This window comes from Mesorhizobium jarvisii, from assembly GCF_003601985.1.
GTDB lineage: Bacteria > Pseudomonadota > Alphaproteobacteria > Rhizobiales > Rhizobiaceae > Mesorhizobium > Mesorhizobium jarvisii.
Window position 1 is genome coordinate 225,204 of record NZ_QZXA01000007.1, and the last position, 13,158, is coordinate 238,361.

At 64.6% G+C, this 13,158-nt stretch carries 10 protein-coding genes and 1 pseudogene; 5 read left to right on the forward strand and 6 right to left on the reverse strand.

Annotated features, from left to right (window positions below):
- Positions 1 to 248: 248 nt before the first annotated feature.
- From D3242_RS19325 to D3242_RS19335, 3 genes and pseudogenes are all read right to left on the reverse strand, one after another.
- On the reverse strand, positions 249 to 1,409 hold the full coding sequence (locus tag D3242_RS19325; RefSeq protein ID WP_064984911.1) for a M20 aminoacylase family protein: 1,161 nt from the start codon (positions 1,407 to 1,409) through the stop codon (positions 249 to 251).
- 4 nt (positions 1,410 to 1,413) lie between these two features.
- Positions 1,414 to 2,645 (reverse strand): annotated as a pseudogene (locus D3242_RS19330) (allantoate amidohydrolase).
- The gene (locus D3242_RS19335) at positions 2,642 to 3,850 is read right to left on the reverse strand and encodes a diaminopropionate ammonia-lyase (protein WP_064985085.1); all 1,209 of its coding nucleotides are present in this window, start codon (positions 3,848 to 3,850) and stop codon (positions 2,642 to 2,644) included. The pseudogene D3242_RS19330 and the gene D3242_RS19335 overlap by 4 nt, the downstream one beginning before the upstream one ends.
- A gap of 102 nt (positions 3,851 to 3,952) precedes the next feature.
- On the opposite strand from D3242_RS19335, the gene D3242_RS19340 reads away from it, so the two are divergent.
- Positions 3,953 to 4,432, forward strand: coding sequence for an Lrp/AsnC family transcriptional regulator (locus D3242_RS19340; protein WP_064984912.1), 480 nt, complete (start codon positions 3,953 to 3,955; stop codon positions 4,430 to 4,432).
- Positions 4,433 to 4,460: 28 nt separating this feature from the next.
- Positions 4,461 to 5,648, forward strand: coding sequence for a flavin-containing monooxygenase (locus D3242_RS19345; RefSeq protein ID WP_064984914.1), 1,188 nt, complete (start codon positions 4,461 to 4,463; stop codon positions 5,646 to 5,648).
- Between the two features lie 13 nt (positions 5,649 to 5,661).
- On the opposite strand, the gene D3242_RS19350 is transcribed toward D3242_RS19345, so the two are convergent.
- From D3242_RS19350 to D3242_RS19360, 3 genes are all read right to left on the reverse strand, one after another.
- Positions 5,662 to 6,465, reverse strand: a complete 804-nt coding sequence (locus D3242_RS19350; RefSeq protein ID WP_064984916.1) for an arginase family protein — start codon at positions 6,463 to 6,465, stop codon at positions 5,662 to 5,664.
- A 100-nt stretch (positions 6,466 to 6,565) separates the two neighbouring features.
- Entirely contained in the window at positions 6,566 to 8,671 is a 2,106-nt protein-coding gene (locus tag D3242_RS19355) for a molybdopterin-containing oxidoreductase family protein (protein WP_064984917.1), read from the reverse strand.
- A gap of 216 nt (positions 8,672 to 8,887) precedes the next feature.
- Positions 8,888 to 9,790 (reverse strand): LysR family transcriptional regulator, encoded by a 903-nt coding sequence (locus D3242_RS19360; RefSeq protein ID WP_038645795.1) that lies wholly within the window; start codon positions 9,788 to 9,790, stop codon positions 8,888 to 8,890.
- A gap of 178 nt (positions 9,791 to 9,968) precedes the next feature.
- Between D3242_RS19360 and D3242_RS19365 the strand changes: the two genes are divergently transcribed.
- The 3 genes from D3242_RS19365 (at position 9,969) to D3242_RS19375 (ending at position 13,094) form a co-directional block, all read left to right on the forward strand.
- The gene (locus D3242_RS19365; RefSeq protein WP_064984919.1) at positions 9,969 to 11,249 is read left to right on the forward strand and encodes a serine hydrolase domain-containing protein; all 1,281 of its coding nucleotides are present in this window, start codon (positions 9,969 to 9,971) and stop codon (positions 11,247 to 11,249) included.
- Between the two features lie 38 nt (positions 11,250 to 11,287).
- Entirely contained in the window at positions 11,288 to 12,163 is an 876-nt protein-coding gene (locus D3242_RS19370) for an NmrA family NAD(P)-binding protein (RefSeq protein ID WP_064984920.1), read from the forward strand.
- Between the two features lie 103 nt (positions 12,164 to 12,266).
- Positions 12,267 to 13,094 (forward strand): aldo/keto reductase, encoded by an 828-nt coding sequence (locus D3242_RS19375; RefSeq protein WP_038652423.1) that lies wholly within the window; start codon positions 12,267 to 12,269, stop codon positions 13,092 to 13,094.
- Positions 13,095 to 13,158 lie beyond the last annotated feature (64 nt).

Consider the following 13,158-nt stretch of genomic DNA (forward strand, 5'->3'; position numbering starts at 1 on the left):
AAGACGCTAACGCCCTGCAAGTGCGAATATTCTAAATTTAATGGATGCTAATTTAGAAGGAGATCGGCGCGCGGGAAGAAGGCCGGCGCCGCTTGGGAGGAGAAGGCGCCGGCCAAGCGGATAAATCAGGTCCGCCGCACCATACAAGGTAGCTGAGTCTTGCCCCTGCGTCATGCGGGATCGCGGATTTCGGCCTTTTCCAGGCGTTTTCCACCGGCAAAGGCGTGCCGACGAGGGTCCGCAGCCGATCAAAATCCGAGCCGTTGCCTGGCGATGGCGGCATGGAAACTGGCTCCGAACACCAGCCCTTCATCATTGAAGTCATAGCTGGAATTGTGCAGCGGCGCCGAAGCCTCGCCATTGCCGAGGAAGACGAAGCAGCCCGGCACGTGATCGAGGAAACGGGCAAAATCCTCCGACGCCGTCACGGGCTCGCGGGCAATCGCGATATTGCCGGGCTCGAAGACATTTTTGGCGGCGGCGAAGGCCGCCTCGACCAGTTCGGTATCGTTGTGCAAGGGCACGAATTCCCTGGTGTAATTGACCTCGGCGGCAACGTTGTAGGCGGCCGCGGTGCCCTCGGCGATGATGCGCATCTGGCGTTCGATCTCCGCGCTGACTTCGGGGCGAAAACTGCGCGCATCGCCGAGGATGCGGGCAAGACTAGGCAGCGCATTGCGGGTGCCGTCGGTGATCAGTTCGGTCACAGAAACCACGGCTATGTCGGTCGGGCTCAGGCGGCGCGAAACGATGGTCTGTAGATTGGTGACCAGCGCGCAGGCGGCGACCAGCGTTTCGTTGCCCGAATGCGGCCGTGCCGCGTGGCCGCCGAGCCCCTTGAGCACGATCTCGAAATTATCCTCGGCCGACATGACCGGGCCGGCACGGGTCTCGAAGTGCCCAACGGGAAGGCCGGGCATGTTGTGCAGGCCAAAGATCTCGTCGAAGGGGAAGCGCTGCATCAGGCCGTCGTCGAGCATGGCCAGCGCGCCCCTGCCCCACTCCTCGGCCGGCTGGAAGATGAAGCGCACGGTGCCGTCGAAACCACCCTCGCCCGCCAGCAGCTTTGCCGCGCCAAGCAGCATGGCGGTGTGGCCATCATGGCCGCAGGCGTGCATGATACCGGGATTGCCGGAGCGGTAGGGCGCGCTTGATTGCTCCGCGATGCGCAGCGCATCCATGTCGGCCCGCAACGCAATGGCGCGGTTGCCGCTGCCGCGCTTCAGCGTGCCGACGACGCCGGTGCCGCCGACGCCCTCGGCGACATCGTACAGGCCGAATTCCCGCAGCTTGGCCGCGACGAAGGCCGCGGTGCGTTTCTCCTCGAAGCCGAATTCGGGGTGCGCGTGCAGGTCGCGCCGCCAAGCGGTCATCTCGCGCTTCAGCGTTTCTGGATCGAGTTTAGCCATGTCTTCAGCCCTCGAGTTCGGCAAGTTCAGCGACCACATCAAGCAGGATGTTGGCGCCGGCAAGAAGCTCGGCATCCTCGGTGTGTTCATGCGGGCTGTGGCTGATGCCTCCGGCGCTCGGCACGAAGATCATCGCCGCCGGCGCGATGCGCGCGATCATCTGCGCGTCATGGCCGGCGCCAGAGGTCATGCGCCGCGAGGCAAGCCCGCGCTTCCTGGCAGCAGCCTCGATCAACTCGACGACCTGCCCATCGAAAACAACCGGCTCGAAGCGGGCCAGCCGTTCGACCGACACGGTGATGCCCTCGGCGGCGAGCTGCTCGAGAAAGGCGGCCAGCGACGCCTCCTGTGCTTGCAGGCTCTGCTCGTCGGGATCGCGCAGGTCGACCGTCAAGACGGCGCGCGATGGGATGACATTGATGGCGTTCGGCTCGAAGCGCATCGTGCCGACGGTGGCAACGGTCGGCGCGTTGGAGGCCGCGGCAAGGTCATGCAGGAAGGTGACCACGCGTGCCGCGGCATATCCGGCGTCGCAGCGCATCGACATCGGCGTGGTGCCGGCATGGTTGGCGACGCCATCGAGGGTGATGCGCTGCCAGGAGATGCCCTGCAGGTTTCCACCGCGCCGATCGGAATGCCTTCGCGCTCCAGGACCGGCCCCTGTTCGATGTGCAGTTCGACATAGAGGTGCGGCTTGAGAAAGCCAGGTTCGCGCTCGCCGGCGTAGCCGATGCGGACGAGTTCCTGCCCGAGCGTGCTGCCGTCGGTGCCGACAGCGGCGAGTGCCGCCTCGACATCGACGCCGCCGGCATGGACCAGCGACCCCATCATGTCGGGGGAGAAGCGCACGCCCTCCTCATTGGTGAAGGCCGCGACGGCGAGAGGGCGCAACGGCGAGAGACCCGATGCCTTCAGCGTCTCGATCACCTCCAGCCCGGCAAGCACGCCGTAGCAGCCATCATAGATGCCGGCGTCGATGACGGTATCGATGTGGGAGCCGATGAGCAGCGGCGCCTCGCCTACATTGTCGGCACTTTGCCAGATGCCGAAAATGTTGCCGATGCGGTCGATGGCGACATCGAGCCCGGCCTGGCGCAGCCAGCCGACAAAGAGGTCACGGCCCTGCCTGTCGGTGTCGGAGGCGGCCAGCCGGGTCAGCCTGCCCTCGCCGTCGCGGCCAACAGCGCCAAGTTCGCGGATGCGGCCAAGCAGGCGCTGCGCGTCGACCGCGATCATGGCGTTGCCTCGGCAACGAGCTTGCCGGCCAACACATCAGCAGGGCTCATGCCAACCAGTTCGGCATAGCGATGCGGGTCGGTGGCGCCTTCGGTGTTGATCACCAGCACGCGGGATTTGCCGTCGAGGCCAAGATCGGCCCTGTTTTCGGCCATCGCCCGGATCAGTCCGGCAAGACCGACCCCGCCGCTCTCGCCGGCAACGATGACCGGATCGCTGCCGGCAGGCAGGGCCAGCCGCCGCATCGCGCCGACCGCGTCGTCCTCGTCCACGGCCATGAAGGCATCGGCGGCGCGCGCCAGCACGCGCCAGGCGACCTGAGAGGCCTCATAGCATTCAAGCATGGCCATGACCGTCGGCTGGTCGTGCGCCACCTTGACCACATGCCCTGCCCGGGCAGCCGCGACAACGCAGGCCGCGCGCGCTGGCTCGACAACGATGAAGGTCGGCCTGGCGTCGCCGAGCACGATGGCGAGATGGCCGGCCACCGCCGCGGCAATGCCGCCAACGCCGGCCTGGACGAAGACATGGGTTGGCGGTTCGCAGAGCTGGCGCAGCGCTTCGCGCACGATCGCCGTATAGCCTTGCATCACCAGGCCGGGAATCCGCTCATAACCCGGCCACGACGTATCCGACACCACGCTCCAGCCCTTCTCGGCAGCGACCTGTGCCGCTTGCCTGACAGAATCGTCATAATTGCCATCGACGCGAACCATCTCAGCGCCGTAGCGGGCTATGGCAGCAATGCGTCCGTCGCTGACGCCGGCATGGACAAAGATCACGGCCCTGGCGCCGGCAAGCTCGGCGCCTTGCGCGACCGAGCGGCCGTGATTGCCGTCGGTGGCGCAGGCAAATGTCATCTTCGCGGCGACCGAGCGAACATCGGCACGATCGAGATCCTCGATATCGACGGGGCGGCCAAGGCGCTTGCCTGCCTCTTCCAACACCAGGCGGAAGACAGCATAGGCGCCGCCCAGCGCCTTGAAGCTGCCCAGGCCGAGACGAAAGCCCTCATCCTTGACATGCAGCGCAGCGAGGCCAAGTTCGCCCGCCAGCGCCGGCAGCGCGTGCAGCGGCGTCATCGCGTGATTGTCGCGATGGGCAAGAAAGCGCTCGACCGTGTCCGCGCCCGCGATCCCGAGGGTTTCGGCATCGGTCGCATCAAGCGGCTCACCGTGCAAGGCATTGCGATTGGGCAGGAACACTGGCGCCTCCTTGGCAGTCAGCGACAACATATTGCAGGACAGGCGCAAAGAGCGCTGTAATTGAGCCTGCGAAATGCAAGTTTGTTTCACCGGGGTACCGCATTGCCTCCATCATCGCCTCCGCTCGACAGTTTCGATCTCGCCATCCTTGCCATCCTGCAGCGCGACAACACGACGCCGCAGCGGCTGATCGGCGAAGCGGTGAACCTGTCGGCACCGGCGGTGCAGCGCCGCATCAAGCGCATGGAGCAGGCCGGCGTCATTGCAAGCAATGTCGCAATCATCGAACCCGCGGCGGTCGGCCAGCCCATCACCATCTTCGTCGAGGTGGAGCTGGAGAGCGAGCGAACCGAGCTGATCGACGCGGCCAAGCGGCAATTCTCGCAAACGCCCGAAGTGCAGCAGTGCTATTACGTCACCGGCGAGGCCGACTTCATCCTCGTCATCACGGTGGCCGACATGGGCGCCTATGAGGCGCTGACTCGAAAGCTGTTCTTCGGCAACAACAATGTCCGGAAATTCCGCACCTTCGTGGCCATGGACCGCGTCAAGGTCGGGCTGACGGTGCCGTTGCCGGATTGAGCCTTGCCGGCAGGCAGGCTCCACCGCCATGCTTTTGACATTCTCAGGACGCGAATTGAGCTGGGAGGCGTGCTTGGACCACACCACGACAGTAGCGATCATCGGGGCCGGGCCGGCGGGCCTGGCGGTTGCCGCATGCCTGCGGCAGGCCGGCGTCGACTTCATCATCACCGAAAAAGAGCAGCAGGCCGCCCCTGCCTGGCGGCGCCATTACGAGCGCGTCCATCTGCATACGACCAAGCGCTATTCGTCGCTGCCCTTCGTGCCCTTTCCCAAACACTATCCGCGTTATGTGCCGCGCGCTCTCTTCGTCGACTATCTCGATGCCTACGCGCAACGCTTCGACCTCAGGCCCCAGTTCGGAGAAACGGTGAAAGCGGTCACCCGGGACGGTCGCGGCTGGCGTGTGGACGCGCCATCCGGACCGTTGCGCGCCAAACATGTGGTGATCGCGTCAGGCTACAATGCCGAGCCCTTGCGGCCCGGGTTTGCCGGTATCGACACTTTCACGGGCAAGACATTGCACAGCGCGGACTATCGCAATGCCAAACCGTTCGCCGGTCAGTCGGTGCTGGTCATCGGCATGGGCAACACCGGCGCGGAGATTGCGCTCGATCTGGCGGAAAACGGTGCACAGCCGACCATTTCCGTACGCGGCGGCGTTCATATCGTGCCGCGCGAACTGTTCGGCGTGCCCATCCAGATGGTCGGCATGGCTGCGCGCCTGGGGCCGCAACGCTTCAACGATGTTCTTTTCCCGGTCATTCTCGACGTGGTGCTGGGCAGGCTGGAAAAATACGGGCTCAAACGGCCGGGACAAGGACTGCTGGAACAGATTGCGATTGCATCGCGCATTCCGGTGATCGATGTAGGCACCATCGGCAAGATCCGCGAAGGCGCGATCAAGGTCGCGCCCGATATCGCCGAGATTTCGCAACGCGGCGCCCGTTTTGCCGACGGCAAACACTGCAAATTCGACGCGATCATCTTCGCCACCGGCTACCGGCCGGGCTATGCCAGATTTCTCGAGCCCGGCATCCAGCCGGACCGCAGTGGCGTTACCCCCAAAGCCTCGGATCTCGGTCTCTACCTCATTGGTTTCCACAATGCAGTCACCGGATTGCTGCGCGAGATCGGGATCGAGGCGCAGGCGATCGCCGACGATATAAGGCACCGGCTGAACAGGAAAAAGGCTTCCGAAATCCTGCCGGTGTGATCTGCGGCCTGCCCTATCCCAGTGCAGTCTTCAGCATCATGCCGGCGATCTCCTTCGTCAGCTTGGAGGCGACAAGCGCCGTCATGTTGGAGAGATCCTGGCTTGGATTGTATTCGACAATATCGGCGGCCACGATCGGCTGGTCGATGCCTTGAATGAGGTTGATGACCTGCCGGGTCGACAGCCCGCCGGGCTCGCGGTGCGAGACGCCGGGTGCAAAGGCGGGGTCGAGCCCGTCGAGATCCATCGAGACATAGACTGGTGTTGTGAGGTCGAGCCGCAGGCCCTCGCCGACATGGCGCGCCTCGACCACCTCGATGCCGAAGCGCCCGATCTGGCCGCGAAGGTCGTCGTTGAGCGTGCGCAGGCCGATCTGAATCAGCCGGTCGGCCAACCGCTCCTCCATGATGCGGGCGAAGGACGAGGTGTGGGAGCGCAAATTGCCCTGATAGGCAGGATAGATATCGGGGTGTGCATCGATTTGGACGATCGTCAGGCTAGGGTGGCGCCGCCGCACGGCACGCAGAACCGGCCAGGCAATGGCGTGATCGCCACCCAGGCTGATCAGCGGATGGCCGGCATTCAGCGCGCGTCCGACCTCGCTTTCGATGCGTTCCCAGGGGTCGCCGGCGCCGGCAAAGTCGATGTCGCCATGGTCGAGGAAGCGATCCGTCAGATCGAAGCCGGTTTCGCTCCACGAACTGTGGGCGTCGCTATGCAGCTCCCGTCTGATCAGCGCTGGGGCGTCGGCCGAGCCGCGCAGATGGGACGAGTTCTCGTCATGCGGTATTCCCAGAAGCAAAATCGCGCCTGTCATCGACGTCCTCCCCGATGCAGAGAGAGCCTCTATACCGGTACGAGTTGGCCGTTGCGACGAGAGCTGGTTGGGCCAGGTCCGTGCCAGGGATTGAGATCGGCTAGGCCTTGCGCAGCCAGACCTTGTTGTCGTGGAAGGCGGCGCCGCCATAGGGCGCCGGCGCATCGGCTCCGGTCAGCACGTTGATGCCCTCGCCGCGCTCATGCGCGCTGTTCGGCCAGATGCCTTCGGCGATCACCACTCCGCGCTTGATGCCGTCGAAGAATTTCGCGTGCAGCACCAACTCGCCGCGCGGGTTGCCGACCTCGACACGGTCGCCGTCGGCAAGCCCAAGATCCGCCGCGTCGTCGGGATGGAGGAGCAATGCCGGCCTGCCTTCCTTTTCCTTCGACACCGGCGTTTCGGCAAAGGTCGAGTTGAGGAAGTTGCGCGCCGGCGAGGTCGTCAGCCGGAACGGATGCGCCTCGTCGGCCACTTCGATCAGGTCGACATGGTCGGGAAACTCTGGCAGGCGCTCCACCGGTCCGAACAGGCCCATGCTCTTCGGCGGCCGGTTGGGAGCCGACTGGCCGGTCCAGTCGGCGCGGAAGCGAAATTTACCATCCGCATGGCCAAACCCGTTGATAAAATGTGCGGCCTCGAAATCCGGCTGCAGATCGACCCATTTCTGCTCTTTCAAGCTGTCGAAACTGCCCAGCCCACGCTTGCCGAGAATGATGTCGATGTGCTGCTGTTCTGTCAGGCCGAAGCCCGGGCGGTCGGCGACGCCGAGGCGCTCGGCCAGTTGCTCGATGACGAAATGGTTGGTGCGCGGCCCTTCCGGTGGCTCGATCAGCTTTGGCCCGAGCGTGATGTGCTGGTTGCCGCCGCCCTTGTAGACGTCGTCATGCTCCAGAAACATCGTCGCCGGCAGCACCACATCGGCCAGCCTGGCGGTGTCGGTCATGAACTGCTCGTGCACGCAAGTGAACAGGTCGTCGCGCAGAAAGCCCTGCTTCACCAGCCGCTGCTCAGGCGCGACATTCACCGGGTTGGTGTTCTGGATCAGCATCGCCGTCACTGGCGGTCCGCCGTAGAGCGCGTCGCCGGCGCCAGTCAGCACCGGACCGATGCGCGAATGGTCGAGATAGCGGATGGACGGATCGCGCATCCTGGTACCTTCCAGCACCTCCTGGTTGAGCTTGAAGATGCCGGAATTCGAATGGAAGGCGCCGCCGCCCTCATACTGCCAGCTTCCTGTGACCGCGGCGATGCAGGAGGCGGCATGCATGTTGACGGCGCCGTTACGCTGGCGGGCAAAGCCGTAGCCGAGACGGAAATAGGTTTTCCTGGTCGTGCCAACGAGGCGGGCAAAGGCTTCGATCTCGGCGACCGACAAGCCCGTGATCTGGGCCGCCCATTCAGGGGTTCGCGTCCTAAGATGCTCTTCCAAACCCTTCGGATCGTCGGTGTATTTTTCGAGATAGGCACGGTCGGCCAGGCCTTCCCTGAACAGCACATGCATGACCGCGCAGGCCAGCGCGCCGTCGGTGCCGGGTTTCAGCACCAGGCCCATGTCGGCCTGCTTCATCGTCGCGTTTTCATAGACGTCGATGACGACGATTTTAGCGCCGCGTTCCTTGCGCGCCTTGATGGCATGGGTAATCACATTGACCTGCGTGACCACGGCATTGGTGCCCCAGATCACCACGCAGTCGGATTTCGCCATTTCGCGCGGGTCGGGCCCACGCAAGGCGCCCGCCCCCATCATCCAGCCAGTCCAGGCGAGATTGGTGCAGATCGACCCGAAGAAGCCCGAATACTTCTTGGCATGACGCAGCCTGTCGATGCCGTCGCGCTGCACCAGCCCCATCGTGCCGGCATAGAAGTAAGGCCAGACCGTCTCCGAGCCGTATTTGTCTTCGGCCGCGATGAACCTTTCGGCGACGAGGTCGAGCGCGGCCTCCCAGCTCGCTTCCTGCCAGACGCCGTCGCCTTTTGCGCCGGCGCGGATCAGCGGCTTCAGCAAGCGGTCGGGGTGGTGGACGCGGTCGGCATAGCGCGCGACCTTGGCGCAGACGACGCCGGATGTGTAGGTGTTGGCCTTGGCGCCATGGACACGGCCGATGCGGTTGCCGTCGAGCAACTCGACCTCGAGCGCGCAGGTGGACGGGCAATCATGCGGACAGGCCGAATGGCCGATGCGAAGCTTGGCGTGCTGGTTCATGGGGGATGTTTAGCTGGTTCCGAACGTGGCGTGTAGGGCCAGATTTGCCCATAGACTGCCTTTCGGGGATGCCTTTCTACCCGATATGTGGCGACTTCCACCCGATGTGTGGCGACGCATTGCAAGCACCGCATCCCGCACAGCGTATGTGGCGCCGGACATGCGCTGCCTGCTTCGATCCATAGTTCCATCGACATCGATGGCCTCCGGTATCGATTACAACCCAACGGCAATCTCCTGGATAAAATCCAGGAATGCCCTGACCTTGGCCGGCGGCAGATGGCGTGATGGGTGGTAGGCGTAGAGTGGGTAAAGTTCTTCCGACCACTCCGGCAGGATCGGCACGAGGTCTCCCCGTGCCAGGAACGGCGCCAGGCCGATGGCGAGGCTTTGGAAAATGCCTTGGCCCGCGACGCAGGCCGTGACCGCGACGGAAGGATCATCCAGCACCAGACGGCTTGGGATCTTGACCTCGACGATCTCTCCGCCTCGGTGAAACTCCCATGGAAAAGGAAGGCCGGTCTGGGGATCGCGGAAGAGAAGCGCCTCGTGGTGGACGAGGTCGTGCGGCGATCGCGGCTCGCCGTGCCGTTCGAGATAGGCCGGCGCCGCAACCGTCAGAATCTGGGCTTCCAGGAGTTTGCGCACGATAAGGGACGATGCATCGGGCGGCCCGAAGCGTATCGCCACGTCTACGCCGCTCATCATCTCCTCGCGATAGTTGCTGGTCAATAAATCCAGCACGAGCAGTGGATAGCGAGCGAGGAACCGCTGCAGCCCGCCTGCGAGCACCGTGCGTGCGAACCACGGGTCCACCGATACGCGCAGCCGGCCGCGCACCACCGCCGCCGCGCCCGCGGCCTCGGCCGCAGCCTCATCCAAGCCTGCGAGCAGCGGCATCACCTGCGCATGGAAGCGCCGGCCTTCCTCGGTCAGGCTGACCTCGCGTGGATTGCGATCGAAGAGCCGCACGCCGACCCTGGCCTCCAGACGCGCGACGGCCCGACTTACCCCCGATGGCGTTAGGCCGAGCATCTCCGCGGCACGGGCGAAGTTCCCGGCCTCCGTGACCGCTGCCAGGACCCCAATGCCGGTGAGAAGCCGCGTGTCGAAAACCATTCGATCTCCCTTCGCCTACACCCCGATGACGAGGATCGGTGATTTCTAGTCATCATAACACTGATCTTAATGCGCGTGAATCACTGGATGGCGAGACGTACAAGCATGGCGTCACCGCAGTGCCGGCCGAGAGAGGCTGAGCAGGTCGGATTTCCTTCGATCCGGAAAGGAGTTAGCCATGAATCACCTCACACGCAGAACGATGCTTCAGCGCGGCGGAATGCTGGGGGCCATCCTGGCTCTCGATGCGGTCAGCCCCGCTCTGGCCAAGACAACGCCAGCCGGTTCGTCGATGCGGTTCAAGGCGATCGACGCCGCCCTGCGCGAAGGCGTTTCGAAGAACGACGTAGCCGGCGTCATCGCCGTCGCGGCGACGCCGAAAGGCATGGTCTATGAGGGTGCCTTCGGCAAGGCGAACACTGCAACGGGGGCGCCGATGACGCTCGACACGGTGTTCTGGCTGCTGTCGATGACCAAGGCTTTCACGGCTACGGCCTGCATGCAGCTGATCGAGCAGGGCCGCCTCAATCTGGACGACGACGCGGCGAAATACCTGCCTGAGCTGGCCTCGCCGCAGGTGCTTGACGGCTTTGCCGAGGATGGAACGCCGCGACTGCGGCCGGCCAAGCGCGCGATCAAGGTGCGCCATCTGCTGACGCATACTTCCGGCTACACCTACTCGATCTGGAGCGAGGCTCTGACCCGCTACGAGAAGGTGACGGGCATGCCCGACATCGCGACCTGCAAGAACGCAGCTTTCACCGCCCCGCTCGAATTCGAACCCGGCGAACGGTGGGAATACGGCATCAGCATGGACTGGATCGGCAAGCTCGTCGAAGCGGTGTCCGATCAGTCGCTCGAAATCTACTTCCGCGAGAACATCTTCGCGCCGCTCGGCATGAGGGATTCAGGCTTCCTGATCGGCACCAAGCAGAAGCGGCGCGTCGCCACCTTCCACAACCGCGGGGCCGATGGCGGGCTGGAGCCGGCGCCCTTCGAGATGCCGCAACGGCCGGAGTTCTTCATGGGCGGCGGCGGTGCCTTCTCGACACCGCGGGACTATATGGCCTTCCTGCAGGCACTGCTGAATGGCGGCGCGCTGCATGGCGCGCGAATCCTGCGTCCGGAGACGGTCGCCATGATGATGCAGAACCAGATCGGCGAGCTGAGCGTCCAGGAGATGCGCTCGGCGCAGCCGTCCTATTCCCGCAGCTTCGACCAGTTCCCGCAACAGCCGCATAAATGGGGCCTGTCCTTCGACATCAACACGCAGCCAGGACCGAATGGGCGCTCCGCCGGCAGCATCTCCTGGGCAGGTCTGCTCAACTGCTACTTCTGGCTCGACCCGGTGAAGCACGTCACCGGCGCGCTTTTCACCCAGGTCCTGCCCTTCTACGACGAGCGGGTCGTCGCGCTCTACGGCGCGTTCGAGCGCGGTCTCTATGCCGGGCTCGCCTGAACCCCTGGCGATCGACACCAACCTTTTGGAGAACCACCATGTATGCAATCACCGGAGTAACCGGCAAGGTCGGCGGCGCGCTTGCGCGCAGCCTTCTCGCCGAGGGATTGCCTGTCCGCGCCGTCCTGCGTGACGCGGCCAAGGCAGCGGAGTGGAGACGTCGCGGCTGTGATGTCGCCTTGGCCGAGATGGACGATGCGGCAAGCCTGGCCTCGGCCTTCAGGGAGGCTGCGGGCGTCTTCATCCTGCCGCCCTCCGAGTTCGATCCGGAACCCGGCTTTCCCGAGGCTATGCGCGTCATCTCGGCCGTGACCGCTGCCTTGGCCGAGGCGCGTCCCGGCAAGGTGGTCTGCCTGTCGACCATCGGCGCGGACGCGCCGCACGAGAACCTGCTGACCCAGCGCACGCTGATGGAACAGGCGCTGAACGGGATCGGGCTTCCGGTCACCTTCCTGAGGCCCGGCTGGTTCTTGGAGAATGCGCTCTGGGACATTCCCTCGGCGCGCGACGAAGGCGTGCTGCGCAGCTTCCTGCAGCCGGCCGACAGGCCGTTGCCGATGGTCGCGACGCAAGATGTCGGGCGCCTGGCCGCCGTGCTGCTTCAGGAGAATTGGATCGGGACGCGGGTTATCGAACTGGAGGGGCCTGTCCGCGTCTCGCCCAACGATCTCGCCCGCGCCTTCGCCACGGTGCTGGAGCGCCCGGTCAAGGTCGAGACGGTGCCGCGCGAGAGCTGGGAGCAGATCTTCCGTTCCCAGGGTACGCAAAATCCGGTGCCGCGGATCCGGATGCTTGACGGCTTCAACGAGGGCTGGATCGAGTTCAGAGACCAAGGCCGGTCGGCGATCAAAGGGACAACGACGCTCGATAGCGTTATCACCAACCTCGTCGCGGCGAGCCGGTCAGCCACCTGACACGGTCACGATTTGGCGCATGGACTTGCGAACCAGTCGCTGGCGCGAAGCGGTGGCGGTCGCCCGTGCCCTGCCATCGCCACAGTTTCGAAAGGAAATCATCATGGAATCGATCATCACGCAGGGCGTTGCGATCCCGCGCCTCGGTTTCGGTACGTTCCGCATGCCAGGGGACGACGCCCAGCCGGTCGTCGAGAGCGCCATTGCGCTCGGCTACCGACATATCGACACCGCGGCGATGTACGAGAACGAAGCCGCCGTCGGCGCCGCCATAGCAGCGTCCGGCGTGAACCGGAACGAGCTCTTCGTCACGACGAAGGTATGGCACGACCAACTTGCGCCGGATGCGTTGCGCCGGGCCTTTGACATCAGCCTGGGCAAGCTGAGGCTCGACCATGTCGATCTTTACATGATCCACTGGCCGTCCAAAGACTTCGACATCAAGGCGACGCTGGAAGCGTTGATGTCGCTGCGGGAGCAAGGCCTCACGCGTGCGATCGGCGTGTGCAACTTCAACCTGCCGATGATCCGCCGCGCCGTGGAGGAGATCGGTGCGCCGATCGCGAGCGTCCAGCTCGAATACCACCCATTCCTGTCGCAGGACCGGATGCTGTCCTACCTGCGGGGCAACGGCATCCCCTTGACGGCCTACGCGCCGCTCGCCCAGGGCCGGGCCGCCAGTGACGCAACGCTCGCCGGCCTCGGGCGCAAGCATGGCTGCAGCGCAGCGCAGATGGCCATCGCCTGGCTTCTGGACCAGGAGGGCGTCATCGTGATCCCGAAAGCCGCGCGCCCCGAAAGCCAGAAGTCCAATCTCGATGCGCTCGGCATTCGGCTCGACGATGAGGATCGCGCGACGATTGCTGCTCTGCCGAAGGACCAGCGCTTCGTCCGGCCACCCTTCGCACCCGATTGGAATGCCGCTGCATGAAATCGCGGCATGGGGCTGGCGCTGTGATCGGTCCCAATCGCGGTTTGCGACGAGGTCGGCCGCC

Excerpts from the sequence above, each read along its gene's own strand:
- D3242_RS19370 (WP_064984920.1), top strand. The coding sequence starts at position 11,288 with ATGTATGCAATCACCGGAGTAACCGGCAAGGTCGGCGGCGCGCTTGCG.
- D3242_RS19365 (WP_064984919.1), top strand. The coding sequence starts at position 9,969 with ATGAATCACCTCACACGCAGAACGATGCTTCAGCGCGGCGGAATGCTG.
- D3242_RS19350 (WP_064984916.1), bottom strand. The coding sequence starts at position 6,465 with ATGACAGGCGCGATTTTGCTTCTGGGAATACCGCATGACGAGAACTCG.
- D3242_RS19355 (WP_064984917.1), bottom strand. The coding sequence starts at position 8,671 with ATGAACCAGCACGCCAAGCTTCGCATCGGCCATTCGGCCTGTCCGCAT.
- D3242_RS19360 (WP_038645795.1), bottom strand. The coding sequence starts at position 9,790 with ATGGTTTTCGACACGCGGCTTCTCACCGGCATTGGGGTCCTGGCAGCG.
- D3242_RS19375 (WP_038652423.1), top strand. The coding sequence starts at position 12,267 with ATGGAATCGATCATCACGCAGGGCGTTGCGATCCCGCGCCTCGGTTTC.
- D3242_RS19345 (WP_064984914.1), top strand. The coding sequence starts at position 4,461 with ATGCTTTTGACATTCTCAGGACGCGAATTGAGCTGGGAGGCGTGCTTG.
- D3242_RS19325 (WP_064984911.1), bottom strand. The coding sequence starts at position 1,409 with ATGGCTAAACTCGATCCAGAAACGCTGAAGCGCGAGATGACCGCTTGG.